21 protein-coding genes are annotated in these 24,581 nt (G+C 72.5%); 4 read left to right on the top strand and 17 right to left on the bottom strand.

What is annotated here, in order from left to right; translation table 11 throughout:
- Window positions 1–245 precede the first annotated feature (245 nt).
- The 9 genes from ACGFT2_RS16525 to ACGFT2_RS16485 form a co-directional block, all read right to left on the bottom strand.
- Entirely contained in the window at window positions 246–1,424 is a 1,179-nt protein-coding gene (locus tag ACGFT2_RS16525; protein WP_393278401.1) for an MFS transporter, read from the bottom strand.
- Complete coding sequence (locus tag ACGFT2_RS16520; RefSeq protein ID WP_393278399.1) at window positions 1,424–1,945, bottom strand: GNAT family N-acetyltransferase; 522 nt, start codon at window positions 1,943–1,945, stop codon at window positions 1,424–1,426. The genes ACGFT2_RS16525 and ACGFT2_RS16520 overlap by 1 nt, the downstream gene beginning before the upstream one ends.
- A gap of 13 nt (window positions 1,946–1,958) precedes the next feature.
- Window positions 1,959–3,185 carry a type III PLP-dependent enzyme gene (locus ACGFT2_RS16515; protein WP_393278397.1) on the bottom strand — a complete coding sequence of 409 codons (1,227 nt, stop codon included), beginning with the start codon at window positions 3,183–3,185 and terminating at the stop codon, window positions 1,959–1,961.
- Window positions 3,182–4,519 carry a DUF6271 family protein gene (locus ACGFT2_RS16510; RefSeq protein ID WP_393278395.1) on the bottom strand — a complete coding sequence of 446 codons (1,338 nt, stop codon included), beginning with the start codon at window positions 4,517–4,519 and terminating at the stop codon, window positions 3,182–3,184. The genes ACGFT2_RS16515 and ACGFT2_RS16510 overlap by 4 nt, the downstream gene beginning before the upstream one ends.
- Window positions 4,516–5,547, bottom strand: coding sequence for a phytanoyl-CoA dioxygenase family protein (locus tag ACGFT2_RS16505; protein ID WP_393278393.1), 1,032 nt, complete (start codon window positions 5,545–5,547; stop codon window positions 4,516–4,518). The genes ACGFT2_RS16510 and ACGFT2_RS16505 overlap by 4 nt, the downstream gene beginning before the upstream one ends.
- 159 nt (window positions 5,548–5,706) lie before the next feature.
- On the bottom strand, window positions 5,707–7,194 hold the full coding sequence (locus tag ACGFT2_RS16500; protein ID WP_393278391.1) for a glycoside hydrolase family 3 protein: 1,488 nt from the start codon (window positions 7,192–7,194) through the stop codon (window positions 5,707–5,709).
- A gap of 8 nt (window positions 7,195–7,202) precedes the next feature.
- Complete coding sequence (locus tag ACGFT2_RS16495; protein ID WP_393278389.1) at window positions 7,203–8,033, bottom strand: carbohydrate ABC transporter permease; 831 nt, start codon at window positions 8,031–8,033, stop codon at window positions 7,203–7,205.
- Window positions 8,030–9,028, bottom strand: coding sequence for a carbohydrate ABC transporter permease (locus tag ACGFT2_RS16490; RefSeq protein ID WP_393278387.1), 999 nt, complete (start codon window positions 9,026–9,028; stop codon window positions 8,030–8,032). The genes ACGFT2_RS16495 and ACGFT2_RS16490 overlap by 4 nt, the downstream gene beginning before the upstream one ends.
- Before the next feature lie 120 nt (window positions 9,029–9,148).
- Window positions 9,149–10,429: an extracellular solute-binding protein gene (locus ACGFT2_RS16485; protein ID WP_393278385.1), complete on the bottom strand. Its 1,281-nt coding sequence runs from the start codon at window positions 10,427–10,429 to the stop codon at window positions 9,149–9,151.
- 312 nt (window positions 10,430–10,741) lie between these two features.
- Here ACGFT2_RS16485 and ACGFT2_RS16480 point away from each other — a divergent pair, with 312 nt between their 5' ends.
- Window positions 10,742–11,572, top strand: coding sequence for a GntR family transcriptional regulator (locus ACGFT2_RS16480; RefSeq protein WP_393278383.1), 831 nt, complete (start codon window positions 10,742–10,744; stop codon window positions 11,570–11,572).
- A 183-nt stretch (window positions 11,573–11,755) separates the two neighbouring features.
- On the opposite strand, the gene ACGFT2_RS16475 is transcribed toward ACGFT2_RS16480, so the two are convergent.
- From ACGFT2_RS16475 to ACGFT2_RS16465, 3 genes are all read right to left on the bottom strand, one after another.
- Window positions 11,756–12,238 carry a DUF6299 family protein gene (locus ACGFT2_RS16475; protein WP_393278381.1) on the bottom strand — a complete coding sequence of 161 codons (483 nt, stop codon included), beginning with the start codon at window positions 12,236–12,238 and terminating at the stop codon, window positions 11,756–11,758.
- A gap of 95 nt (window positions 12,239–12,333) precedes the next feature.
- A complete protein-coding gene (locus ACGFT2_RS16470; RefSeq protein ID WP_393278379.1) occupies window positions 12,334–12,732 on the bottom strand; it encodes a RidA family protein in 399 nt (132 codons plus the stop codon).
- Window positions 12,729–13,862, bottom strand: coding sequence for an acyl-CoA dehydrogenase family protein (locus ACGFT2_RS16465; protein ID WP_393278377.1), 1,134 nt, complete (start codon window positions 13,860–13,862; stop codon window positions 12,729–12,731). Before ACGFT2_RS16465 ends, ACGFT2_RS16470 begins: the two co-directional genes overlap by 4 nt.
- Before the next feature lie 429 nt (window positions 13,863–14,291).
- On the opposite strand from ACGFT2_RS16465, the gene ACGFT2_RS16460 reads away from it, so the two are divergent.
- Window positions 14,292–15,884, top strand: coding sequence for an AMP-binding protein (locus ACGFT2_RS16460; protein ID WP_393278375.1), 1,593 nt, complete (start codon window positions 14,292–14,294; stop codon window positions 15,882–15,884).
- A gap of 15 nt (window positions 15,885–15,899) precedes the next feature.
- Window positions 15,900–16,712: a PaaX family transcriptional regulator C-terminal domain-containing protein gene (locus tag ACGFT2_RS16455; RefSeq protein ID WP_393278373.1), complete on the top strand. Its 813-nt coding sequence runs from the start codon at window positions 15,900–15,902 to the stop codon at window positions 16,710–16,712.
- Between the two features lie 33 nt (window positions 16,713–16,745).
- On the opposite strand, the gene ACGFT2_RS16450 is transcribed toward ACGFT2_RS16455, so the two are convergent.
- Together ACGFT2_RS16450 and ACGFT2_RS16445 are read right to left on the bottom strand one after the other, a co-directional pair.
- The gene (locus tag ACGFT2_RS16450; RefSeq protein WP_393278371.1) at window positions 16,746–19,109 is read right to left on the bottom strand and encodes a bifunctional salicylyl-CoA 5-hydroxylase/oxidoreductase; all 2,364 of its coding nucleotides are present in this window, start codon (window positions 19,107–19,109) and stop codon (window positions 16,746–16,748) included.
- A gap of 6 nt (window positions 19,110–19,115) precedes the next feature.
- The gene (locus tag ACGFT2_RS16445; protein ID WP_393278369.1) at window positions 19,116–19,943 is read right to left on the bottom strand and encodes an enoyl-CoA hydratase family protein; all 828 of its coding nucleotides are present in this window, start codon (window positions 19,941–19,943) and stop codon (window positions 19,116–19,118) included.
- A 314-nt stretch (window positions 19,944–20,257) separates the two neighbouring features.
- On the opposite strand from ACGFT2_RS16445, the gene ACGFT2_RS16440 reads away from it, so the two are divergent.
- Window positions 20,258–20,710 carry an ATP-binding protein gene (locus tag ACGFT2_RS16440; protein ID WP_393278367.1) on the top strand — a complete coding sequence of 151 codons (453 nt, stop codon included), beginning with the start codon at window positions 20,258–20,260 and terminating at the stop codon, window positions 20,708–20,710.
- On the opposite strand, the gene ACGFT2_RS16435 is transcribed toward ACGFT2_RS16440, so the two are convergent.
- The 3 genes from ACGFT2_RS16435 to ACGFT2_RS16425 form a co-directional block, all read right to left on the bottom strand.
- Window positions 20,670–22,115 carry an amino acid permease gene (locus ACGFT2_RS16435; protein WP_393278365.1) on the bottom strand — a complete coding sequence of 482 codons (1,446 nt, stop codon included), beginning with the start codon at window positions 22,113–22,115 and terminating at the stop codon, window positions 20,670–20,672. The two genes, ACGFT2_RS16440 and ACGFT2_RS16435, sit on opposite strands and share 41 nt — an antisense overlap.
- A gap of 100 nt (window positions 22,116–22,215) precedes the next feature.
- Window positions 22,216–23,223, bottom strand: a complete 1,008-nt coding sequence (gene argF / locus ACGFT2_RS16430) for an ornithine carbamoyltransferase (protein ID WP_393278363.1) — start codon at window positions 23,221–23,223, stop codon at window positions 22,216–22,218.
- A gap of 88 nt (window positions 23,224–23,311) precedes the next feature.
- The gene (locus ACGFT2_RS16425) at window positions 23,312–24,535 is read right to left on the bottom strand and encodes an arginine deiminase (protein ID WP_393278361.1); all 1,224 of its coding nucleotides are present in this window, start codon (window positions 24,533–24,535) and stop codon (window positions 23,312–23,314) included.
- Between the last annotated feature and the right edge of the window lie 46 nt (window positions 24,536–24,581).

Genomic DNA, 24,581 nt, shown 5'->3' with positions numbered 1-24,581 from the left:
TCAACGCGCACAAGGCCGGCACCATCAAGGGCCTGACCGCCGACATCGGCGCCTCCATCACCTCCGGCGCCGCGATCTGCGAGATCAAGGACTGAACCGCCGCTGAGCCGCCCGTCGCCCGGCCGGCGACGAGGGGCAGTTGACCGAGGGGCACCGGCAACCGCACGGCAGGCCACCAGGCACTCGTGGCCCCTGCCCCACGGCGAACACGTTGCGAAGCCGCCGGCCGTCCGGCTCCGTGACGGTCAGTCCGCCGGCACCGGGGTGCGGGCCGGCCACGGGATCCAGCGGGTCGTCAGCGTGACGACCAGGGCCGAGGCGGCCACCGTGGCCATGCCCAGGGTCAGGTTCGCCGCGCCCGCCACGAAACCGATCAGGGCGGGGCCGCCCAGGAGTCCCGTGGTGCCCATGGCGGCGACCAGGGCCAGCGCGTCCGAGCCGGCTCCGGCGGCCGCGACGTACACGCAGGGCGTGACGGCGGCCGCGCCGAGGCCGACGCAGGCGAAGCCGAGGAGCGTGGGGACCACCCCGCCGGCGAGCAGCGCGAGGGCCAGGCCGGCCGCGGCCACGGCGCTGCCCGCCAAAACCACGCGTCCGTCGCCCCAGCGGGTGCGCCAGCGGTCCGCGCACACCCGGGCCAGCAGCATCATCACGGAGACGACGGCGATGCCCAGCGGGGCCACCGTGGCGGACGCCTCGACGACGTCCTTCATGTAGAGCGTGGACCAGTCGTTCATGGCGCCCTCGGTGATCGTGCCGAAGGCCATGGCGCAGCCCATCAGCAGGGTGGCACCGGTGGGCAGGGTCAGGCGTCCGCGCCGCTTCGGGGCGTCCGGGGCGGAGGGCGCCGCGTCCGTGCCGGCCAGCAGGCCCGTGCGGGAGCAGAGCAGCAGGAGCAGCAGCAGGGCCCCGGCCACCGTGAAGTGGGCCGGGACGGAGCCGGTCACGGTGGTCACGCCGGAGGTCAGCAGGGCGGCGGCGAGCAGACCGGCGCTGAAGGTGGCGTGCAGCTGGGACATGGCGGTGCGGTCGTACGCCTTCTCCAGCGCTGCGCCCTGCGCGTTCATGGCGACGTTGAGGCAGCCGACGGCGATCCCGTCGGCGCAGACTGCGAGGAGGGCGAGCGGGTAGTCCGGTACGACGGACAGGGCGGCCAGTACGCCGGCCAGCCCGAGGGCGGACAGCAGGGACAGCCGGCGGGAGCCGATGCGCCGCGTCAGGACGGCGACCAGGGGGAAGGACGCCGCTGCGCCGGCCCCGCAGGCCATCAGCAGCAGGCCAACCTCCCCGGCACCCAGGTCCAGACGGGACTTGAGGGCGGGGAGCCGGGAGACCCAGGTGCCGTACTGGAAGCCGAGGAAGCAGAACAGAGCCGCGATCGACCACTTGGCACGCTGGAAGGAGGGGGTGGCGGGGCCGGGCATCAGATCGCTCTCCGTCCGTCGTGGGGGCGGGTGGCGGCGGCCACCTCGGTCGACATGTAGACGGCGTCGGCGCCGTACTCCGGCGGGAGGGCGGTCTCGCGGTGTGCCCGGTAGCCGTTGGCCTGCCAGAAGGGTTCCTTGCCGGTGACCGCGACCAGCGACATGGTCTCGAAGCCGCGGGCGCGGGCGGTGTCGGTCAGATGGCGCACCAGCCGGGTGCCCAGGCCGCGCCGCCGCAGGGGCGGGCTGACGACGAGGTCGTGCAGATGGAGGTTGGCCGAGTGGTGGACGGCCCGTTCCGGGCGGGCGAGGTCGGGACAGCTCAGCCTCGGGTAGGGCAGGGCGAGGACATAGCCCGCGAGCCGGCCGTCGAGGTCGAGGACGAAGCAGGTGCCGGCCGAGACCCGGGCCCGCGAGCGCAGCAGTTCCTCGCCCTCGGTGAGGGAGAGGTCCGTGTACGCCTCGGCCTCCAGTGCGGCCAGCCGTGGCCAGTCGGCCTCGGCGATGCCCCGTACGCGCATGAGGTGTGCCCTTTCAGTGCCGTTCTTCGGGGGTCGCGGGCCCGCCGGTGCCGCGTACGCAGACGCAGGGCAGCGGGTGGATGCCGTTGAACCCCCGGGTCATGTAGCTGGTGGCGTAGGCGCCGGCGGAGAGGATCCAGACCGGGTCGCCGGAGGTGGCGGGCACGGGCACCGGCACCGGGTGCCTGCCGCCGCCGTAGGCGTCGTCGCTGTCGCAGGTGGGGCCCGCGACGATCGCGCGGACGTGTTCTGCCGCTTCGGGCCGGGCGGGGAAGACCAGCCGGTGCGTCAGCTGGTCCATCTCGTAGAGGCCGTTGTACTTTCCGCAGCTCAGGTAGAGCCAGTGGTCGTCCGTGCCGTCCGGCCGCCGGCGCCGGGTGAGCCGGGAGACGTGGGCGCGGACGGCACCGTGGTCGGCGACCAGGTGGCGGCCCGGCTCCATGACGAGGGCGAGGGGTGCGGGGGTGACACCGCGCAGGTGCTCGACGCCCTCGCGGAGCACGGTGAAGATCTTGTCCAGGGGCGGTTCGAGGAGGTGGCCGTGCCGGTCCCGGTAGCCGAGCGCGGGCAGGCCGCCGCCGAGGTTGACGTGGTCGGGTGTGATCCCCCGCCCGGCCAGCGCGGTCAGGGTCCCGGCGAGGGTGTCCAGGGCCTGTTGCCAGGCCTCGCCGGTCATCTGCTGCGAGCCGACGTGGACGGACAGCCCGGCCGGCGTCAGGCCGGCCGCGCGTGCCGTGGCCAGCACGCGGACCGCGTCGTCCGGTGCGCAGCCGAACTTGCGGTTCAGGCCCCACAGGGCGCCCTCTCCGCTGGTGGCGAGGCGGCAGAACACCCGGGCGCCGGGGGCGTGTGCGGCGATGGCGGTGACGTCCTCGACGCTGTCGGTGGCGAAGGTGCGGATGCCGAGCCGGTGGGCCTCGGCTATGTCCCGGTCGGACTTGACGGTGTTGCCGTAGTGGATCCGGTCCGCCGGGGCGCCCGCGCGCAGGGCCTGGGCCACCTCGGCGGGGCTCGCCGCGTCGAAGCCCGCGCCCCGGTCCGCGAGGCAGCGCAGCACCTCGTCGACGGGGCAGGCCTTCAGGGCGAAGCGGACCCGGAGGCCGGGCAGTTCGCGCACCAGGGTGTCGTACTGGTTCTCGATGCCGGTGAGGTCGTAGACGACCCGGTCCTCCGCCGAGGCGTCCAGTGCCGCGGCGAGGGCCGCGCTGAGCCCCGGGCCGGGTGGTGTGCCGTTCTTCACGCCGGTCCGTCCCCGGGGCCGAGGGCGGTGGTGCGGGCGGCGCGCACGAGCGCGGGCCAGGCCTCGACGAGGTGGGCGAAGTCCGCGATGTCCGACTCCGCCTCGTCCAGCAGCCGGTCGCGTTCGGCGGCCAGCCGGTCGGCGAAGGCGGCGTAGCGGCCGCCCAGTTTGCGGTAGGCGGTGTCGACGCGGTCCAGCCGCCACACGTTCTCGGCGCGGTCCAGACCGGTGCTCTCGCGCAGCAGGGCGGTGACCGCCTCGGGGCGGACGCGCAGTGTCCCGTCCAGCAGCCGGTCGCCCTCGGCCGCCATCCGGTCGTAGACGTGGTGGAAGTAGAGCATCGACAGCAGGAACTTCACGAAGCGCCGCTGGTAGGCGGGGAAGCCGGTGTCGGAACGGCGTTCGGGGGTGTGGAAGTTCTCGATGTGCCGGTTGTGCAGGATGCCGGGCAGCCGCGCGTCGTGCACGAGGTGCAGGAGGAAGTAGTCGCTGCCGATGGTGTCGGTGGCGGGTGGCAGCGGGATCCGCTCGTACACCTCCCGGTCGAAGGCGATGTTGCACATGTCGACGCGCATCGGGTCGACGAGGGTGAGGGCCGAGTGGTCGCCGGTGAAGGGGGTGGTGCCCGCGCCCGTGAAGGACTCCTCGACCAGTTCCCGTTTGCGCTCCTCCGGCCAGCCGGGCGGTGCCCAGAGACTGACCACGTCGTGGTGGACGCCCTCGTCCAGGCGCCGTATCTCGCCGATGTCGACGGAGAGTTCACCGATGAAGGAGGCACCGGCGAGTGACACGGGGCGGTCGGCGAGGGTGGCGTCGAGGTCGGTGCGGGTGACGCCGGCCGCCGCCTCGCCGGCGGGCCGGCCCAGCCAGGGCAGTTCGTGGTGGACGGGGAACACCGGTCGGCCGGCGTGGAGTTGGTAGGTGCTGTCCGAGTCCCTGCGGTGCACGGACCGGCAGCCGAGGGCGGCGGCAAGCAGGAAGGCGCGGTTGGTGCAGGCGCCGTAGGAGACGGCGGCCGGCAGCATCAGGCGCAGCAGCCGGTCGGGGTCGGGCAGGCCCGTGGCCCGGACGACCCGGCGCAGGAAGTCCCGCTGTGGTTCCTCGCCGAGGTGGTGGACGCTCACCCCGGGGACGGCCGGCAGGCCGGCGACGACCCGTGCGTGCTCGGCGCGGGTGGGGTGGCCGGAGGAGTCGAGGACCAGCAGCCGGACGTCGGCGGCGAAGCGGCGGGCGGCGTAGGCGGCCTCCTCGTGGATCGCGGGGAGGGTGGCGGAGCAGGCCCGGTTGGTGGGCAGGGTGAGGCAGATGCGGGGTGCGGTGCGGGGCTGGTTCACCGTGCCGTCCCGTCCGTGGTCCAGGAGTCCAGGCCGAGCAGTCTGCGGCCGAGCGGGTCGAGCGTGGCGGGGCCGTAGCGCAGGGCCTCCGGTTCGCGGGCGTCGCCGAGCAGGGTGCCGTTCCAGTCGGGGGTGGCGAGGGTGCGCCAGGAGTGCACGCGGGAGTCGCGCAGGGCGGTGTGCTCCTCCAGCGCGGGCATCATCGACACGTACTGGACCGCCCGGACAGCGTTGTCAGAGAGGTTCGGGGCCACGCCGTGCGCCAGCAGGCCGTTGAAGATCAGCAGGTCGCCGGCCTGGAGGTCGGGGCGGACCACGGGGAATTCGGTGCGGTCGATGTCCGGGCGGATCGGGTCCCGGCCGGGTGGCTGGGCGAGGCGCCACTCCTCGAAGCGGCGGAAGAGTTCCGGGGCGCACTGGAAGCCGCCGAGTTCGGGCCGGGTGTCGGTGAGGGCGATGATGCCCTGGACCCGCTGCGGGAGCACGGCGAGGGTGGTGTCGACGTCCCAGTGCAGTTCGATGTCGAAGCCCTCGTCGGTGGGCTCGATCAGGGAGCGGGAACGGGTGCGCACGTTGGGCGGGTTGAGGTTGAGCCGGTCCAGGGTGACCCACAGTTCCGGGCAGTCCCAGACGTCGGCGAAGGCGCCGTGGACCCGCGGGTTCTGGCGGCTGTCCCAGAGCAGCTGGTGGTGGTACGCCTCGACGAAGCCGTAGATGTAGAGGTGCTGGTCGAGTTCGGAGCGGAACTCCGGTTCCGTGTACCAGGTCTCGGGACGGTCGGGGTCGAGGCCCTGGAACTGCCAGGCGAAGTCGAGCAGGCCCTTGGCCTCGCCTGGGGTGATGGCCTCCCGTACGACGACATAGCCGTAGGTCTGCCAGAAGGCGTGATCCTCCTCGGACAGCACCCTGAGGGGTTGTGTCCTGTCGAGGTGGCGCAGGGGCGTCTGGGCGAGGTAGGTCTCGCCGTCGGCGCTGAAGTAGGGGCGGCCGGTCGCCGCTCGGTGGAGGTAGGGGGCGGACGTCTGCATGCGATCGCTCCGGGGTGACGGGAGGGCAAGCACAACGGGTCGGGCGTGAGACATGTGCCGGTGGCAAGCGCCAGGGCGCGAGGAGCCACCGGATTCGCCGGGAGAGGGGAAGAGGTGGGCCGCCCGCGGGGAGGTGCGGGCGGCCGGTGGGCCGGCGGGTCAGCCGGCGACGACGGCCTCGGCCGCCGCCACGCCACAGACGCGCGCGGCGCCGTAGGTGGCGATGTGCAGGGCGCCGCGCGGCGGCGCCTGGGGCAGGCCCATCTCGACCACGACGGTGTCGGGCCGGGCGGCGAGCAGGGTGTCGAGGGCGGAGCCCATCCAGTGGTGCCGGTGTTCGTCGCGGACCACGGCGACGATCCGGCGGCCGGCGGCCGCGGCGAGCACGGCGGTGGCCGCGTCGGCGCCGGTGAAGGAGCCGGACGCGCTGCCGGGCAGCAGCCGCTCCAGCTCGGCGGCCACGCCCCAGGGGGTCTGGTCGCCGACGGCGATGTTGGGGGCCGGGTTGAACTGGGCCGCGTACACCGGCTCGGTGAGCGGTGCGGCGGCGCCGGTGCGGGTCACGGTCAGAGCGCGGCGGGCCGCGACCAGGCCGATGTCCGGGTCGGGCTCGGTCTTCCCGGCGGCGCCGCGTGCCTCGGCCGTCCAGCGGGCCAGCCGGCGCACCCGGGCGGCGGCGTCGGCCAGCCGCTCCTCGGGCAGTTCGCCGGAGCGTACGGCGGCCACCAGGGCGTCACGCAGCCCGAGCACGGTGCCCTCGTCGCACAGCCCGCCGCCCACGCAGATGGCGTCGGCGCCGGCCGCGATGGCGAGGACCACACCGTGCTCCAGGCCGTAGGTGCCGGATATCGCGCGCATCTCCATGCCGTCGGTGACGATCAGGCCCTGGTAGCCGAGTTCGCCGCGCAGCAGGTCGGTGAGGATGCGCCGGGAGAGGGTGCCGGGGCGGTCCGGGTCGAGGGCGGGCACGAGGATGTGCGCGCTCATCACGGCCCGGGTGCCGGCGGTGATGGCCGCGCGGAAGGGCGGCAGTTCCCGCTCGTAGAGGGTGTCGGCGTCGACGTCGATGCGGGGTACGGCGTGGTGGGAGTCGACGTTGGTGTCGCCGTGGCCGGGGAAGTGCTTGGTGCAGGCGGCGACGCCGGTGGACTGCAGGCCCTCGACCCACGCGGCGGTGTGCCGGGCCACCAGGCCGGTGCCGGCGCCGAAGGAACGGACGCCGATGACGGGGTTGTCGGGGTTGGCGTTGACGTCGGCGGAGGGCGCCCAGTCGAAGTTGACGCCGCAGGCGGCCAGCCGGCGGCCCAGCTCGCGGGAGACGGCCCGGGTGAGTTCGGGGTCGTCGACGGCGCCGAGGGCGTGGTTGCCGGGGAAGGAGGAGCCGGTGCGCACGTCGAGGCGGGTGACGTCGCCGCTCTCCTCGTCGATGGCGACCAGCAGGTCGTCGCGTTCGGCACGCAACTGGGCGGTCAGGGCGGTGACTTGCCCCTCGCTGACGACGTTGCGGCCGAACAGGGCGACGGAGGCGAGGCCTTCACCGAGGCGGCGGCGCACCCAGTCGGGCGCGGTGGTGCCGTCGAACCCGGGCTGCAGCACCGCGAGGGCGTCCCGGGTGAGGGTGTCCGGGCCGGTGGCGAGTGTGGTCATCGGGGGCGTCATCCCTTCACGGCGCCGTCGGTCAGACCGCTGACAGCCTTGCGTTGCAGGAAGATGAAGAGGATCAGGATGGGCAGCGCGAACAGCGACGAGGCGGCCATCGTGGCGCCCCAGTCGTCGCCGAAGGCGGTGCGGAACTGCGACAGCCACAGCGGCAGGGTCTGCTTGTCGTTGGCCTTGTTGAGGATCAGGACCAGCGGGAACTCGTTCCAGGCGGTGATGAAGCCGAACAGCGAGGTCGCCATCAGCCCCGGCGCCAGCAGCGGGAAGATCACCTTGACGAAGGCCTGGAAGCGGTTGCAGCCGTCGACCATGGCCGACTCCTCCAGCTCCTTGGGCACGGCGGCGACATAGCCGCGCAGCGTCAGGATGGTCAGGGGGAGCACCATCATCGTGTAGAAGACGGTGAGCGGGACGAGGCTGTCGAGCATGTCGTTGTCCCGGACGATCATGTAGATGGCGATGATCATGACCTCCCAGGGGGCCATCTGCGCCAGCATGAAGGTCACGATGAGCCCGCGTCGGCCCTTGAAGCGCATTCGCGTGAGGGCGAAGGCGGCGAACAGGGCGATGACGAGCGAGAACACCACCGACAGCACCGTGACGGTGACCGAGTTGAGGACCAGCGTCCAGAAGTGGTCGGCGGCGACCGCCTTCCTGAAGTGCTCGAAGGTGACGTCGGTCGGGAACCACACCGGGTCGTCGGCGATGATGTCGCCGGCCGGTTTGAAGGCCGTGGCGAACATCCAGTAGACGGGGAACACGAAGCCGACGAAGAGGACGACGGCGGTCGCGTTGGGCCAGATACGGCCGAGAACCGAGCGCTTCACAGCTCGTCCTCCTCTTGCTTGAGCACCATGCGCAGGTAGTACGAGGTGATGACCAGCAGGACCGCGATGGTCAGGAAGGAGATCGCCGCGCCGACCCCGAAGTGCTGGTTGCCGACGCCCTCGACGTAGGCGTAGATCGGCAGGGTCTCGGTGAGGTGGTCGGGGCCGCCCTCGTTGAGCGCGAAGATCTGCGTGAACGACTTGAAGACCCAGATGACCTCGAGGAAGGTCGTCGCGTACAGGAACGGCCGCAGGAAGGGCAGGGTCACCGAGGTGAAGCTCTTCCACGCGTCGGCGCCGTCCAGGGCCGCGGCCTCGTACAGCTCTCTGGGGATGGTGGTGGTGGCCGCGTAGAGGTTGATCGCCACGAACGGGATCGACTGCCAGACGATCAGCAGGGTGACCACGGCGAAGGTGGAGAACTGGGTCTCCAGCCAGTTGTGGTCGGCCATGGAGTGCCAGCCGAGCTTGTCCAGGACCCAGTTGACGACGCCGAAGCGCTGGGCGAACAGCCACTGGTACACGGTGGTGGCCGCGACGATGGGCATGGCCCAGGCGAGGACCAGGCCCAGCAGGAGCAGCAGCCGCATCTTCCTGCCGAGCCGGGCCAGCAGCAGTCCGACCAGGGTGCCGATCAGCATGATCAGGACGACGTTGGCGGCGGTGAAGAAGACCGAGCGCTCGACGACGTGCCAGAACTCCGACTCCCCCAGGACGTCCCGGTAGTTGTCGACGCCGTTCCACTCGGTGAGGTGCTGGATGAGCTGCCGCGGGTTGAGGTTCTGGAACGACAGCATGCCGTTCTTGACCAGGGGCCAGCCGAGCAGGACCAGTGTGGCCAGCAGAGCGGGCAGCAGGAGCAGGTAGGGGGCGGCGGCGCCCCGGCGGGAAGGTCCCCGGGAGGTGCGGTCCTCACCTCGCGGCGGCGCCGGCACCCGGGCCTTGTGGACAGCGGGCTCCCCGGCCGTGTCCGTGCCTTCGGTCTGCACTGACATGAGTTGTCATCTCTTCCGTGGCCGTACGAACGACTTCCTCGGCCGTGCCTACGGCGTCCGTGGCCGTACGCACGGCACATGACTGCCGGGGGCGCCCGTGCGGCACCCCCGGCGCGGTCATCAGTTCTGCTGGGCCAGGCGCTTGTTGATCTCGCCCTCGACCTGCTTGGCGGCGTCCGCCGGGGACTTACCGTTCAGCACCGCGGTCATGTAGGACTTGATCGGGTTCGGGGTGTTCTCCACCGCGGCCCACTCGGGGATCAGCGGAGTGGTGCCACCGGCCGCGGCACCCGGAGCGGCGGCCTCGGCGGCGCCGTTGCCCTTGAGGTTGGTCTCCAGGGACGTCTTGTTCGGGATGACGCCGTTGGTCTTGGCCAGCTGGCCCTCGAACTCGTCGGACAGGGCGATCTTCAGGAACTCCTTGGCCAGGGACTGCTTCTTGCCGTTCTGGGCCACGGCGAGGTTGGAGCCGCCGAGGAAGACGCCCTCGGGCTTGCCGGCCGTCTCGCCGGGGATGGTGAAGTAGCCGAGGTCCTTCTCGATGGCCTTGTTCGTCTGGACCGCGGTGCCGGCCTCCCAGCCCATGCCGATGAAGGCACCGGTCTTGCCCTTGGCGAAGACGGTCGCCTGCTGCGGGGTGGCCTCGTCCTTGTCCTTGGGGGCCTTGGAGTAGGAGGCGTACTTCTTGTAGATCTCCATCGCCTGGGAGACCTTCGGGTCGGCGAGGTTGGAGACGTACTTGCCGCCGTCCTTCTTCACCAGGTCGGCACCCTGGCCGATGGTCAGGCCGTCGAAGAAGTACCAGTTCTGGCCGGGCAGGTAGAGCGGCTCGGCGTCGGTCTTCTTGCCGATGGTCTCCAGGTCCTTGAAGAACTCGTCCCGGGTCTTGGGGGTGTCCTTGATGCCGGCCTTGGCCCAGATCGCCTTGTTGTAGACGACGACACGGTTGGCGAAGTACCACGGGGCGGCGTACTGCTTGCCGTCGTAGACGGAGGACTGCGAGACCGACGGCGTCCAGTCGGCGCCGATCTGCTGCTTGAGGTCGCCCAGTTCGGCGAGGCCGCCGGTGGCCGCGTAGGCCGGGGTCTGGGTGTTGCCGACCTCGAGGACGTCCGGCGGGTTGGACTCGGAGAGGGCGGTGGTGATCTTCTGCTGGATCCCGTCCCACTTCTGGATCTCGAACTTGACCTTGGCGCCGGTCTTCTTCTCGAAGGCCGCCTGGACGTCCTTGGTCCACTGCGGTGGCGCGGAACCGTCCATCGTCCAGACCGTCAGCGTCTGGCCCTTCCAGCTCTCCGGACCCGCGTCCTTACCGCTGTCCTTGCCGTCGTCGCCGCCACACGCCGAGACGGAGACCATCATGCCCGCGATCACGATCGCGGCAGCAAGCTTGCGCTTCACGCCACCCTCCTCAGGGATGCCACTAACCCCCCACGCCCTCGGCGGTGACCTGCGTACGACGCTGTTGCACGTAGGGCTCGGGCCTGGCCACTAATGGTGTAGACCAGTACCGTGGAGCTTGGCCTAGACCTTTCGGGGTGTCAAGGGTGGTTCAGGAAGCCGGTGACTGCCGTTACGAGAACGTCATCGGAGCGCGTTCGCCCCTTTGGCCGCCCTCTTCGCCCGGCTTCTCCCGGAGCGTTCAGTTGGACTAGACCATAGGGCAGTTGGTCGCTATAACGGGAGCCCACCGACACAGCCGGGAAGGCAGGCATGACCACCGACGTCAGCAGCGCCCAGCCATACAGGGGGGCGCCCGGCCGCACCGCGCGCGTGCCGAAGTACTACCGGATCAAGCAACGGCTCCTCGCCATGGCCGAGGCGCTCGAACCGGGTTCGGCCATGCCCGCGGAGCGTCTGCTCGCCGTCCGGTTCGACACCTCCCGGACCACCGTCCGGCAGGCACTGCAGGAACTCGTGGGCGAGGGCCGCCTCGACCGGATCCAGGGCAAGGGCACCTTCGTCGCCCAGCCCAAGCTGTACCGCACGCTCCAGCTCACCTCGCACACCGAGGACATGCGCGCACAGGGGCTCACGCCCGCCTCGCAGACCCTGGACATCGGCGAGATCCCGGCGGACGAGAAGCTGTCGGGCCTGCTCGGCGTCGGCATCGGCGAACGGGTGCTGCGCATCGAGCGGCTGCGGCTCGCCAGCGGCGACCCGATGGCGATCGAGACGACCCACCTGTCCGTGCGGCGCTTCCCCGGCCTGCGCCGGTCCCTGGCCGGCCGCCCGTCGCTCTACACCACGCTCGCCGAGGTGTACGGCGTCCATCTCGCCGAGGCCGACGAGACCATCGAGACCTCGCTGTCCACTCCGCGCGAGGCACAGCTGCTCGGCACCGACGTGGGTCTGCCGATGCTGCTGCTGTCCCGGCACTCGCGGGACGCGGGGGGCACCCCGGTCGAGTGGGTGCGCTCGGTGTACCGCGGCTCCCGCTACAAGTTCGTGGCCGCGCTGCACCGGCCGGACCTGCGCCTGCCCCCGACCGTGGTCCGGCGGAGGAGCGCTCCGCCGGACCGGGAGGGCCTCGGCCTCGGCTGAACCGGGCGACGGCCGGGGCGAGGTGTACGACTCCGTGCGCTCCCGCTCGGTCCCGGGCGGGCGTGCCGTCCGGGGGCCGCGCGCTCCCGCTCGGTCCCGGGCGGGCGTGCCGTCCGGGCGGGCCGCGCGCTGCCGCTCACCCCAGGGCGAGCGAGACGTCCAGGCGGGGCCCGGCGCTCCCGCTCACGCCTTGGCGAGTGAGACGTCCTGGTCCGTGACGGCGTGGAAGGCCGGCAGCGGCACCAGGCCCGTGGGGCGCAGCTCCATGAGCGTGGCCCAGACGTGCGCCTTGCCCACCGCGAGCGAGTCGCCGGAGGCCGTGCCGGAGTTCAGCCAGCGGTGCTCGGCGCCGTCACACCGGGCACCGCTGCCGCCGATGCCGTACCTGACGTGGGGATCGCTCTGGCTGACCGAGGAACTGACGAACACCGGGCCGGTACCCGGGGTGCAGCGGTAGCTGCCCGACAGGGTGACCGTGCCGTCGGGCGCGATCCGGCCGACGGGGTCGACGGTGACGGTCTCGGAGGGCTCCGCGGGGGCTGGAGGGGGGGCGGTGGCACCGGCGGCGGCCGGAGCGGTCGCGGCGGCGGCCGGAGTCGCGGTGGCGGCGCAGAGCAGGGCGGAGGCGACGGCGGCGATCGCGGTGAGGGCGGGGCGTAGGGGCATGGGGCTGCCTCCCGGTCGTGGGGGGGGGTCGGGGGCCTCCACTGGTACCCGACGGCCGTGCCCTCGGCCGTGACCGTCACCCGCTCGGTGGCGCGTCATGGCAGTACGGCGAACCCGTCCAGCTCCACCTGCGCCCGTTCGTCCCACAGCCGTACGACCTGCACGACCGCCATGGCCGGGTAGTCGCGGCCCGCGAGTTCCCGCCAGATGCGCCCGAGCCGGCCGGCCTGGGCGCGGTACTCGGCGACGTCCGTGGCGTAGACCGTGACCCGGGCGAGGTCCGCGGGGGTGCCGCCGGCCGCGCGCAGGGCGGTGAGGAGGTTGCCCAGTGCCGTCTCGAACTGCTCGGGGAGCGTGGCGCCGGTGACCTTGCCCGCACCGTCCAGGGCGGTCTGGCCGGCGAGGAACACCACGCGGGAGCCGGCCGCGACGACGGCGTGCGAGAAACCCGTGGGCGGGGACAGCTCGGGCGGGTTGACGCGCTCGGTGCTCACCGGGCCTCCCGGTCGTGACTCGTGGCGTACAGCTCCTTGGCGATGATGCTCCGTTGCACCTCGCTGGCGCCCTCGTAGATGCGCGGGGCGCGCACCTCGCGGTACAGGTGTTCGAGGAGGTGGCCGCGGCGCAGCGCGCGGGCGCCGTGCAGCTGGACGGCGGTGTCGACGACGTACTGCGCGGTCTCGGTGGCGAGCAGCTTGGCCATCGCGGCACGTCCCGGCACGCCGGGGGCGCCCTCGTCGTGGGCCGTCGCCGCCGCGTACACCATCAGGCGGGCCGCCTCCGTGCGCAGGGCCATCTCGGCGACCTGGTGGGACACCGACTGAAGGTCCATCAGCCGGCCGCCGAACGCCTCGCGCTCGCGGGTGTGACGGAGCGTGGCGTCGAGCGCGGCCTGGGCCATGCCCACCGCGAAGGCGCCGACGCTGGGCCGGAAGAGGTTGAGGGTGCCCATGGCGACGGCGAAACCGCGGTCGGGCTCACCGAGCAGGTCGTCGGCCGTGACGGCCACGGCGTCGAAGTCGAGGGCGCCGATCGGGTGCGGGGAGATCATCTCCAGTGCGGTGCCGGTGAGGCCGGGCCGGTCGGCCGGGACGAGGAAGGCGGTCACGCCGCGTGCTCCCGCGCCGGGTGAGGTGCGTGCGAAGACGGTGTAGAAGTCGGCCTCGGGGGCGTTGGAGATCCAGCACTTGGCGCCGGTGAGCCGCCAGCCGTCGCCGTGCGGCTCGGCGGCGAGGGTCAGTGCCGCCGCGTCCGATCCGGCCCCGGGCTCGCTCAGCGCGAACGCGGCGACCGCGCTGCCGTCGGCGACGCGCGGCAGCCAGTGCCGGCGCTGCGCCGGGGTGCCGTGGGCATGCACCGGATGGGCGCCCAGGCCCTGCAGGGCGAGGGCGGTCTCGGCCTCCGTACAGGCCTGGGCGAGGGACTCGCGCATCAGGCACAGGTCGAGCGCGCCGGAGGTGAACAGCCGTGCCGTCAGCCGGAGCCGGCCGAGTTCGGCGAGCAGCGGGCGGTTGACGCGGCCCGGTTCGCCCTTGTCGGCCAGCGGGCGCAGCCGTTCGGCGGCCAGTGTGCGCAGCTCGGCACACCAGGCGGTCTGCTCCGGTCCGAGTGAGAATGCGGTCACCGGCGCTCCTCCCTCCGGGCCGGGCCACGGCGGCCCCGCCCACCATCCGGGGGCTGGACCACCGCGGCCCTGCCCGCCACCACCCGGGACGGACCATCGCGGCCCCGCCCGACACCGCTCCGGGTGGACCACCGCGGTCCCACCCGGCGCCCTTCGGGAGCGGGCCGCCGCGGACTCTCCCCGGCGCGCACCGGGGCGGCCTGCACCGCTCCTCCCCTGCGCCCACCGACGTTATCGCGCACAGTTGACTGCCGTCACCAACACGATACGCTCGAACCGGCAGGGGGAGTCCGGATCGAGTCGGCCGAAAGGCGCGGTGCCCGCCCGGGCGACGGCGGTATGCCGGAGGTCGTCCCCTGTGCCCGCCGGACGCCGGTGCCCACCACGACGCCCGTCCCGACGCTCGTCACGGCAAGGGGGCGAACCGCCATGCACCTCTCGGCCCACGTCGACACCTTCGCGCGCGATCATCTGCCCCCGCCCGGCGAATGGCCCGAGCTGCGGTTCGAGCTGCCCGGGCTGCACTACCCCGAACGGCTCAACTGCGCCGCGGAACTCCTGGCCGGCGCCGACCCGGGCCGCCCGGTCTTCCGCACCCCCACCGGGCCCGGCTGGACCTACGGCGAACTGCGCGGGCACGTCGACCGGATCGCGCACGTGCTCACCGGCGACCTGGGCGTGGTGCCCGGCAACCGGGTCCTGCTGCGCGGCTCCACCACACCCTGGCTCGCCGCCTGCTGGCTGGCCGTGCTGAAGGCGGGCGCGATAGCCGTGACCGTGCTCGCCCAGCAGCGTCCGCACGAGCTGGCGACGATGTGCGAGATCGCCCGGGTGCGGCACGCGCTGTGCGACGTCCGGGCGGTGGACGACCTGGCGAAGGCCGGGATACCCGGGCTGCGGATCACGACATACGGCGGCGACGCCCCCGACGACCTCCTCCGCCGCCCGGCGTCCGCCACCCCCTACCCGGCCGTGGACACCGCTGCCGACGACGTCGCCCTGATCGCGTTCACCTCCGGCACCACGGGCCGCCCGAAGGGGTGCATGCACTTCCACCGGGACGTGCTCGCCACGGCGGACACCTTCTCCCGGCACGTGCTGCGCCCCGTCGGTGACGACGTCTTCGCCGGCAGCCCCCCGCTCGGCTTCACCTTCGGCCTCGGCGGCCTGGTGGTCTTCCCGATGCGGGCCGGTGCCAGCGCGCTGCTGATGGAACAGGCCGGGCCCCGACAGCTGCTGCCCGCGATCGCCGAGCACCGCGTCTCGGTGCTGTTCACCGCCCCGACCGCGTACCGCGCCATGCTGGACGTCCTGGACGGCCACGACGTCTCGTCCCTGCGGCGCTGCGTGTCGGCCGGCGAGAACCTGCCCGCGGCCACCTGGCGGGCCTGGCACGAGCGCACGGGCGTGCGCATCATCAACGGCATCGGCGCGACCGAGCTGCTGCACATCTTCATCTCCGCCGCCGACGAGCACATCAGGCCCGGCACGACCGGCGTCCCGGTGCCCGGCTGGCAGGCACGCGTGCAGGGGGCGGACGGCACTCCGCTGGCCGACGGCGAGCCCGGCCTGCTGGCCGTGCGCGGCCCGGTCGGGTGCCGCTATCTCGCCGACCCGCGCCAGCGCGCGTACGTGCGCGACGGCTGGAACGTCACCGGCGACACCTATGTCCGCGATCCCGACGGCTACTTCCGCTATGTGGCCCGCGCCGACGACATGATCATCTCGTCCGGGTACAACATCGCCGGACCGGAGGTGGAGGACGCGCTGCTGCGCCACCCGGACGTGGTGGAGACGGCCGTCGTCGGGCGTCCCGACGAGGCGCGCGGCCAGGTGGCGGTGGCGTTCACGGTGCTGCGCGACGGGGTCCGGCGCGACCCCGAGGCGCTCCGCGCGTTCCTCACCCTGGAACTGGCGCCCTACAAGTGCCCGCGGGAGTTCGTCTTCCTCGACGCACTCCCCCGCACGGCCACCGGCAAGCTGCAGCGGTTCCGGTTGCGCACCGGAGGGGACCGGCAGTGATGCCGACGACCTAAAATGATCAACGTGTCCGAGCAGCACGCACCCAGGTCCCTCATCGTCACGCTCTACGGCGCGTACGGCCGCTTCATGCCCGGGCCGGTGCCCGTGGCCGAGCTGATCCGGCTCCTGGCCGCGGTCGGCGTGGACGCGCCGTCCGTGCGTTCCTCGGTGTCCCGGCTCAAACGGCGCGGTCTGCTGCTGCCGGCCCGCACCGGCTCAGGCGCGGCGGGGTACGAACTCTCCCCCGAGGCCCGCCAGTTGCTGGACGACGGCGACCGCCGCATCTACGCGACGGCACCTCCCGAGGACGAGGGCTGGGTGCTGGCGGTCTTCTCCGTCCCGGAGTCGGAGCGGCAGAAGCGGCACGTGCTGCGCTCCCGGCTGGCGGGCCTGGGCTTCGGCACGGCGGCCCCCGGCGTGTGGATCGCGCCGGCCCGGCTGTACGAGGAGACCCGGCACACGCTGCGCCGGCTGCACCTGGACCCGTACGTGGACTTCTTCCGCGGCGAGCACCTGGGGTTCGCGGCGACGGCGGGGGCGGTCGGCCGCTGGTGGGACCTGGCCGCGATCGCCAAGGCGCACGAGGGCTTCCTGGACGCGCACGCGCCGGTCCTGCACGCCTGGGAACACCGGCCGGGCACCCCCTCCGAGGAGGCCTACCGCGACTACCTCCTCGCCCTCGACTCCTGGCGCCACCTTCCCTACACGGACCCGGGCCTGCCCACCCACCTGCTGCCCGCCGACTGGCCCGGTGTCCGCTCGGCGGCGGTCTTCCGGGCCCTGCACGACCGGCTCCGGGACGCGGGCGGCGAGTTCGCGGGAGTCTGAGGCGAGGTCCCGCCGTCCACCGCCCCGGCCGCCTCAGCCGCCTGGACCGCCGAGCGACAGACGGGGTCTCGGGGCGTCGGTGCGTCCGGTCCGCGGCCGCCGGCTGCCCGCGCGGTAGGGGTCGGGCCAGCCGGCGCCGGGGCCCTCGTAGCCCTGCTCGGCCGCGGCGTGCAGGGTCCAGTGCGGGTCGTACAGGTGCGGGCGGGCCAGCGCGCACAGATCCGTACGACCGGCCAGGATCAGGGAGTTGACGTCGTCCCAGGAGGAGATCGCGCCGACCGTGACCACCGGGACGCGCACCTCGTGCCGGATGCGGTCGGCGAACGGCGTCTGGTACGACCGCCCGAACTCCGGCCGCTCCTCGGCCACCACCTGCCCGGTGGACACGTCGATGGCGTCGGCGCCGTGTGCGGCGAAGGCGCGGGCGATCTCGACCGCGTCGCCGGCCGTCGTACCCCCCTCGGCCCAGTCGGTGGCGGAGATGCGCACGGTCATCGGCCGTTCCGCCGGCCACACCGTGCGTACGGCGTCGAAGACCTCCAGGGGGAAGCGCAGCCGCCTCTCCAGCGAGCCGCCGTAGGCGTCGGTGCGGTGGTTGGTGAGCGGCGAGAGGAAACCGGAGAGCAGATAGCCGTGCGCGCAGTGCAGTTCGAGCAGGTCGAAGCCGGCCCGCGCGGCCCGCCAGGCGGCTGCCGCGAACTGCTCGCGCACGTCGGTGAGCTGGGCCCGGGAGAGCCGGCGCGGGGTCTGGCTGCCCGGCTTGTAGGGCAGTGCGGAGGCGGCGACGAGCGGCCAGTTGCCGTGCGGCAGCGGCTCGTCCATGCCCTCCCACATCAGCTTCGTGGAGCCCTTGCGGCCGGCATGCCCGAGCTGCACGCCGATCGCGGTGCCGGGTGCGCTGGTGTGCACGAAGTCGGTGATGCGCCGCCACGCCTCGGCCTGCCGGCCGGTGTAGAGGCCGGCGCAGCCCGGGGTGATGCGGCCCTCCTCGCTCACGCACACCATCTCGGTCATCACCAGGCCGGCTCCGCCGAGGCCCCGGGCGCCCAGGTGGACGAGGTGGAAGTCTCCGGGGACACCGTCGGTGGCGGAGTACATGTCCATCGGTGACACCACGACGCGGTTGCGCAGGGTCAGGCCGCGCAGCCGGAACGGGGTGAACATGGGGGGCGTGCCGGGCGGGCAGCCGAACTCGCGCTCCACGGCTTCGGTGAAGTGGGCGTCGCGCAGGCGGAGGTTGTCGTGGGTGACGCGGCGGCTGCGGGTGAGCAGGTTGAAGGCGAACTGGCGGGGCGGCTGGCCGAGGTACAGGCGCAGGTTCTCGAACCACTCCAGGCTGGCCCGCGCGGCCCGTTGCGTGGAGGCGACGACGGGGCGCCGCTCCTCCTCGTAGGCGGCCAGCGCCGAGTCGACGTCGGGCTGTTCCTCGAGGCACGCGGCCAGGGCCAGCGCGTCCTCCACGGCGAGCTTGGTCCCGGAGCCGATGGAGAAGTGGGCGGTGTGGGCGGCGTCGCCGAGCAGGACGACGTTGCCGTGTGACCAGCGGTCGTTGACGACCGTGCGGAACGTCGTCCAGGCCGAGTCGCGGGAGCGCAGGGGCCGGCCGCTCAGCGCGTCCGCGAAGATCTTGGCGCAGCGCCCGACGGACTCCTGTTCACCGAGTTCGTCGAAGCCGGCCGCCCGCCAGACGTCCTCGTGCATCTCGACGATCACGGTGGACGCCTCGGCCGCGTACGGGTAGCCGTGGAGTTGCATGACACCGTGCTCGGTCTCGGCGATCTCGAAGCGGAAGGCGTCGAAGGCGAAGTCGGCGGCGAGCCAGATGTAGCGGCAGCGGTGCCGGGTCACGCGGGGCCGGAACGCATGGGCGTGGGCGGCGCGGGTGGCGCTGTTGATTCCGTCGGCGGCGATGACGAGGTCGTGGTCCGCCGAGAGCACGTGCGGGGGCGGGGCCTCGGTGCGGAAGTGGATCCGCACGCCGAGGGAGAGGCAGCGGTCGTGCAGGATCTCCAGGAGGCGGTGCCGCCCCAGGGCGGCGAATCCGTGGCCTCCGGAGGTGTGCCGGCTGCCTCGGTGGACGATGTCGATGTCGTCCCAGCGGACGAAGTCCCGTTGCAGCGCCTCGTGGACGACCGGGTCGGCGTGTTCGATGCCGCCGAGGGTCTCGTCGGAGAGGACGACTCCGAAGCCGAAGGTCTCGTCGGGGGCGTTGCGCTCCCAGACGGTGATGTCACGGGCCGGATCGAGGCGTTTGAGCAGCGCTGCCGCGTACAGGCCGCCGGGGCCCGCGCCGATGATCGCGATGCGCCGGGCGCCGTGCCGGGGGCCTGCGGCCGCCGGCCGCGGGTCCGTCGTGGTCGCCCGCACCCCTGGGGCCGGCGCGCCTGAGGTCGGCATGAAAGATCACCTTCCCTGCCATTTCGGCGGGCGCTTCTCCGTGAACGCCGCGTGGAACTCCGCGTAGTCGTCGCCGTGCATCAGCAGGGCCTGGGTGGCGGCGTCCAGTTCGATCGCCGCCGCCAGCGGCATGTCCAGCTCGGCCGTGAGCAGGGCCTTGGTCTGGGCGTAGGCGAGCGCCGGGCCGTCGGCCAGGCGGCGGGCCAGCGCACGGGCCCCCTCGTCCGCGCGGCCCTCCTCCGTCAGCTCGCTGATCAGGCCGATGCGCTCGGCCTCGGGTGCGCGGACCGGCTCGCCGAGCATGAGCAGCCGGGTGGCGTGCCCCAGGCCGACGAGCCGGGGCAGCAGGTAGGCGGCGCCCATGTCGCCGCCCGAGAGGCCGACGCGGGTGAAGAGGAACGCGAAGCGTGCCGAGGGGTCCGCCACCCGGAAGTCGGCCGCGAGGGCGAGTACCGCTCCCGCGCCCGCCGCGACCCCGTGCACGGCGGCGACCACCGGGAACGGGCATTCGCGGATCGCCCGGACCACCTGGCCGGTCATCCGGTTGAAGTCCAGCAGCAGGGCGGTGTCCATGCCCAGGGTGGCGCCGATGATCTCCTCGACGTCGCCGCCGGAGCAGAACCCGCGCCCCTCGCCGGTCAGCACCAGGGCGCGCACCGAGCGCTCCCGGGAGAGTTCGGCGAGCAGATCACGCAGATCGGCGTAGGCGCCGAAGGTGAGGGCGTTGAGTTTCTCGGGGCGGTCGAGGGTGACGGTGACGACACCGTCGGCGAGGTGGACCCGCAGATGCTCCCAGTCGGAGGTGCGGGCGGCGGAGCCGGTGAAGGGACTCATGACGTGCGGCCTCCCGGGGCGGCGGTGCGTCACGTTGCGGCGGTCGGTTCCTCACGGTGCTGCTCCATGAAGTTATCACCTGTTTGTGACTGTCGTCACCAGCACGCGACAAGCCTCCGCCGAACGGCGGACCGGCCGGCCGCGTAACCGATCGTCGACAGGGCCGTAACAGTGGGCGCCGCCGGGCGAGCCGGGGCGTTCGGCCGGGTAGGCCGCCCGGTACCGGGGCCGAGGGTCCCGGGCGAAGCCCGTCGACGGCCCCTGTGGCCGGGCCCGTACCATTTCCTACAGTCGAAAGCAGGACAGCCTGCTCCATGAACGGACCCGCCTTGCACGAACGCCTCACCGAACCGGCCTCCTGGCGCATCGCGCTGCCGCACACCACGGCGGCGGTGCCCGTGGCGCGCGCCCTGGTGCGCACGGCCCTCACCGAGGTGGAGCACCCGGCCGACTGCGACACCGCGGAGCTGCTCACGGCGGAGCTGGTGGCCAACGCGGTGGAGCACACCGCCGGGCACGGCCCGATAGAGCTGGTGGTCGAGCTGCTGCCGACCGGCTGCCGGGTGGAGGTGCACGACCCCGATCCGGCGCCGCCCGGCCATCTGGCCCGGCCGGTGATCGAGGAGCCCGATCCCTGGTCGGAGGGTGGGCGCGGGCTGCTGCTGATCCGCGCCCTCAGCTCGTCCTGCGGTCACCGCCCCACCCCGTCGGGCAAGGCGGTGTGGTTCAGACTGCCTGCGGTTCCCGCTCAGCGGCGTCCGGCGTGACCTCGGGGGCCGTGCGGGCCAGCGTGGAGTGCCGGCGCCCGTAGGCGGCGTAGACGAGCAGTCCCACCACGAGGAACACGGCGAACTGCAGCCAGGTCCGCCAGCCGGTCTCGTACATCAGGTACAGGCAGAAGCCGATGCCGAGCAGCGGGGTCACGGGGTGGAAAGGCACCCGGAAGCTGCGGGTGAGGCCGGGCTCGCGGCGGCGCAGGGCCATGACCGTGATGTTGACGACGGCCATGATGGCGAGCGTGCCGATGGTGCACAGGTTCATGACGGCGTCGAGGGACGCGAAGGCGGCCGGCAGTGCGAAGACCACGGCGACGATCAGCGTGCCGGCGACCGGCGTGGCGGTCTTCGGCGACACCTTCTCGAAGACGCGCGGGATCAGGCCGTCCCGGGACATCGACATCAGGATGCGGGTCTGGCCGTACATGACGGCGAGGACCACGGAGGCGATGGCGACGACCGCGCCGAAGGCGATGATTCCGCCGCCGATGCCGGAGCCGGTGACCTCGTTGACCACGTAGGACAGCGCGGCGGGGCGGCCGGCCACCTGGTCGCCGCCGATGGCACCGATCGCGGCGACCGCGACCGCGCAGTACAGCAGCGTGACCAGGCCCATGCAGACCATGATCGCCACGGGGATGTCCCGGCGCGGGTTCTTGGCCTCCTCGCCGGCGGTGGTGATCGCGTCGAAGCCGATGTACGAGAAGAACGCGGCGGTGGTGCCCGCGCCGATGCCGCCGAGACCGGCCGGGGAGAACGGCGTGAGGTTGCCGTCCTTGAAGGCGCTGTAGCCGATGGCGCAGAAGGCGATCAGCACGACGAGCTTCACGGCGGCCATGGCGGCGGTCGCCCGGGCGCTCTCCCGCACCCCGCGCACCAGCAGCACGGAGGCCATGGCGATGACGATCACGGCCGGGAGGTTAACGATCCCGCCGTCGCCCGGCCCCGCGGACAGGGCGGCCGGCAGCTGCGCGCCGGTGAGGCTGTGCAGGAGTTCGTTGACGTACTGGCTCCAGCCGACGGCGACGGCCGAGATGGAGATGCCGTACTCCAGCAGCAGGCACCAGCCGACCAGGAAGGCGGTGGACTCCCCGAGGCCCGCGTAGGCGAAGGAGTACGAGGAACCGGAGACCGGGATCGCGCCGCCCAGCTCCGCGAAGGAGAACGCGGTGAAGACGCAGGTGAGCGCGGCGAGGACGAAGGAGACGACGACGGCGGGTCCGGCCTTGGCGACGGAGTCGGAGAGACCGACGAAGATGCCGGTGCCGACGATGGCGCCGACGCCGAAGCAGATGAGCTGGAAGAGGCCCATGGTGCGCTTGAGGCCGTGTCCCTCGCGGTCGGCACCGGATTCGGCGACGAGCAGCTGCGGGGACTTGATGCGGGGAGCGGGCATGCGGGTGGTGCTCGTTTCTGGTGGTGCGGGCGCCCGTCGTAGAGGCGCGGCGACGGCACCGGAAGGGGTGGCTCCGGGCCGCCGGCCAGGATAAGGCTGGTCAGGCGAGTGTGGCTACCAGCACCGCCTTGATCGTGTGCAGACGGTTCTCGGCCTCGTCGAAGACGACGGAGTGGGCGGACTCGAAGACCTCGTCGGTCACCTCCAGCGACCGCAGACCGTAGGCCTCGTAGATCTCCTGGCCCACCTTGGTGCCCAGGTCGTGGAAGGCCGGCAGGCAGTGCAGGAACTTCACGTCCGGGTTCCCGGTGGCGTCCAGGACGTCCATGGTCACGGCGTAGGGCGCGAGGGCCTTGATCCGCTCCCCCCAGACCTCCTTGGGCTCGCCCATCGAGACCCAGACGTCGGTGGCGACGAAGTCGGCACCCCGGACGCCCTCGGCGACGTCCTCGGTGAGCGTGACGACGGCACCGCTGGCCTCGGCGAGCTTGCGGGCCCGGGCCACGATCTCGCCGTCCGGCCAGTACCGCCGGGGCGCGACGATCCGTACGTCCATGCCGAGCAGCGCCCCGGTGACGAGGTAGGAGTTGCCCATGTTGAAGCGGGCGTCACCGAGGTAGGCGAAGGTGATCTGCCGCAGCGGCCTGGTGCTGTGCTCGGCCATGGTCAGCACGTCGGCGAGCATCTGGGTGGGGTGCCAGTCGTCGGTGAGCCCGTTGTAGACGGGCACTCCGGCGCAGGCGGCCAGCTCCTCGACCTTGGCCTGACTGTCCCCCCGGTACTCGATGCCGTCGAACATCCGGCCGAGGACGCGCGCCGTGTCCCGCACCGACTCCTTGTGCCCGATCTGGGAGCCGGAGGGGTCGAGGTAGGTCGTACGGGCGCCCTGGTCGGCGGCGGCGACCTCGAACGCGCAGCGGGTGCGCGTCGAGGTCTTCTCGAAGATCAGCGCGATGTTCCGCCCGCGCAGGTACTGGATCTCGGCCCCGGCCTTCTTGGCGGCCTTCAGCTCCGCGGCCAGCTCGACCAGAGCGCGGAACTCCTCCTCGGTGAAGTCCAGCTCCTTGAGGAAGTGGCGGCCGGCGAGGGCGGTCGGGACTGTCGCCATGAGGGCGCTCCAGGGTGACGGCTGACAAGGACGTTGAAATTCTATACGACAGTCAGCATTTCTATGCGACCTTCGGACGTCCGCCCGGTCACACCGCGTCGCGTTCGACCGGGCAGCTCATGCAGCGCGGACCGCCCCGGCCCCGGCCCAGCTCGCTGCCGGGGATCTCGATCACTTCGACGCCCTGCTTGCGCAGATGGGTGTTGGTGGTCGAGTTCCGCTCGTAGGCGATGACGACCCCGGGTTCGACGGCGAGGACGTTACAGCCGTCGTCCCACTGCTCGCGCTCGGCGGCGTGCACGTCCTGGGTGGCGGTGAGCACCCGGATCTCGCCCAGGCCGAGGGCGGCGGCGATCGCGCGGTGCATGTGCTCCGGCGGATGGTCCGTGACCTTCAGCTCCCGATCACCGGTACCCGGTTCGATGGTGTACGAGCGCAGCATCCCGAGCCCCGCGTACTGGGTGAAGGTGTCGCCGTCGACCATGGTCATCACCGTGTCGAGGTGCATGAAGGCCCGCCGCTTGGGCATGTCGAGCGCGACGATCGTGCGCGCCGAGCCGGCCGCGAACAGCTTGTGCGCCAGCATCTCCACGGCCTGCGGGGTGGTGCGCTCGCTCATGCCGATCAGCACGGCGCCGTTGCCGATCACCAGGACGTCGCCGCCCTCGATGGTGGAGGGGTAGTCGGCCTGCCCCCGGGACCAGATGCGGAACGTCTCGGCACGGAAGAGGGGGTGATGGCGGTAGATCGCCTCGAAGTGGACGGTCTCGCGCTGCCGGGCGGGCCAGCGCATGGCGTTGATGGAGACGCCGTCGTAGATCCAGGCCGAGGTGTCACGGGTGAAGAGGTGGTTGGGCAGCGGGCGCAGCAGGAAGTCGTCCAGGTCCATGACGTGGAAGCGGACGGAGGTCGGTTCCGCGTGCGCGTCCAGGAACTCCCGCTTGGTCATCCCGCCGACCAGCGCCTCGGCCAGCTCGCCGGGGGGCAGCTCGTCGAAGGCGGCGCGCAGGTGGTCGGTGGCGAGCGGACCGTACTCCTTCTCGTCGAAGACGCGGTCCAGGACGAGGGTGCGGGCCTCGGGGGTCTCCAGCGTCTCGGTGAGCAGGTCGCCGAAGAGATGGACGGCGACCCCGCGGTCGCGCAGGACGTCGGCGAAACCGTCGTGCTCGGCGCGCGCCCGGCGCACCCAGAGCACGTCGTCGAAGAGGAGGGCGTCCTTGTTGCTGGGGGTGAGCCTTTTGAGCTCGAGATCCGGACGGTGGAGTATGACCCGGCGCAGCCGCCCGGCCTCGGAGTCGACTTGGAATCCCATGCCTCCATCCTGACCATCGCGCCCCGGGTTCACCCGCTCCTCGGCG

Source organism: Streptomyces sp. NPDC048514, assembly GCF_043199955.1.
GTDB lineage: Bacteria > Actinomycetota > Actinomycetes > Streptomycetales > Streptomycetaceae > Streptomyces.
The sequence above is the reverse complement of the archived record's forward strand: the minus strand, read 5'-3'. Positions and strand labels throughout refer to the sequence as shown.

What these genes read in the sequence shown, in the direction of transcription:
- ACGFT2_RS16490 (WP_393278387.1), bottom strand. Translation starts at nt 9,028, where the DNA reads ATGTCAGTGCAGACCGAAGGCACGGACACGGCCGGGGAGCCCGCTGTC.
- ACGFT2_RS16450 (WP_393278371.1), bottom strand. Translation starts at nt 19,109, where the DNA reads ATGCCGACCTCAGGCGCGCCGGCCCCAGGGGTGCGGGCGACCACGACG.
- ACGFT2_RS16505 (WP_393278393.1), bottom strand. Translation starts at nt 5,547, where the DNA reads ATGCAGACGTCCGCCCCCTACCTCCACCGAGCGGCGACCGGCCGCCCC.
- ACGFT2_RS16460 (WP_393278375.1), top strand. Translation starts at nt 14,292, where the DNA reads ATGCACCTCTCGGCCCACGTCGACACCTTCGCGCGCGATCATCTGCCC.
- ACGFT2_RS16425 (WP_393278361.1), bottom strand. Translation starts at nt 24,535, where the DNA reads ATGGGATTCCAAGTCGACTCCGAGGCCGGGCGGCTGCGCCGGGTCATA.
- ACGFT2_RS16525 (WP_393278401.1), bottom strand. Translation starts at nt 1,424, where the DNA reads ATGCCCGGCCCCGCCACCCCCTCCTTCCAGCGTGCCAAGTGGTCGATC.
- ACGFT2_RS16500 (WP_393278391.1), bottom strand. Translation starts at nt 7,194, where the DNA reads ATGACCACACTCGCCACCGGCCCGGACACCCTCACCCGGGACGCCCTC.
- ACGFT2_RS16440 (WP_393278367.1), top strand. Translation starts at nt 20,258, where the DNA reads ATGAACGGACCCGCCTTGCACGAACGCCTCACCGAACCGGCCTCCTGG.
- argF (WP_393278363.1), bottom strand. Translation starts at nt 23,223, where the DNA reads ATGGCGACAGTCCCGACCGCCCTCGCCGGCCGCCACTTCCTCAAGGAG.
- ACGFT2_RS16435 (WP_393278365.1), bottom strand. Translation starts at nt 22,115, where the DNA reads ATGCCCGCTCCCCGCATCAAGTCCCCGCAGCTGCTCGTCGCCGAATCC.
- ACGFT2_RS16480 (WP_393278383.1), top strand. Translation starts at nt 10,742, where the DNA reads ATGACCACCGACGTCAGCAGCGCCCAGCCATACAGGGGGGCGCCCGGC.
- ACGFT2_RS16475 (WP_393278381.1), bottom strand. Translation starts at nt 12,238, where the DNA reads ATGCCCCTACGCCCCGCCCTCACCGCGATCGCCGCCGTCGCCTCCGCC.
- ACGFT2_RS16445 (WP_393278369.1), bottom strand. Translation starts at nt 19,943, where the DNA reads ATGAGTCCCTTCACCGGCTCCGCCGCCCGCACCTCCGACTGGGAGCAT.
- ACGFT2_RS16520 (WP_393278399.1), bottom strand. Translation starts at nt 1,945, where the DNA reads ATGCGCGTACGGGGCATCGCCGAGGCCGACTGGCCACGGCTGGCCGCA.
- ACGFT2_RS16455 (WP_393278373.1), top strand. Translation starts at nt 15,900, where the DNA reads ATGATCAACGTGTCCGAGCAGCACGCACCCAGGTCCCTCATCGTCACG.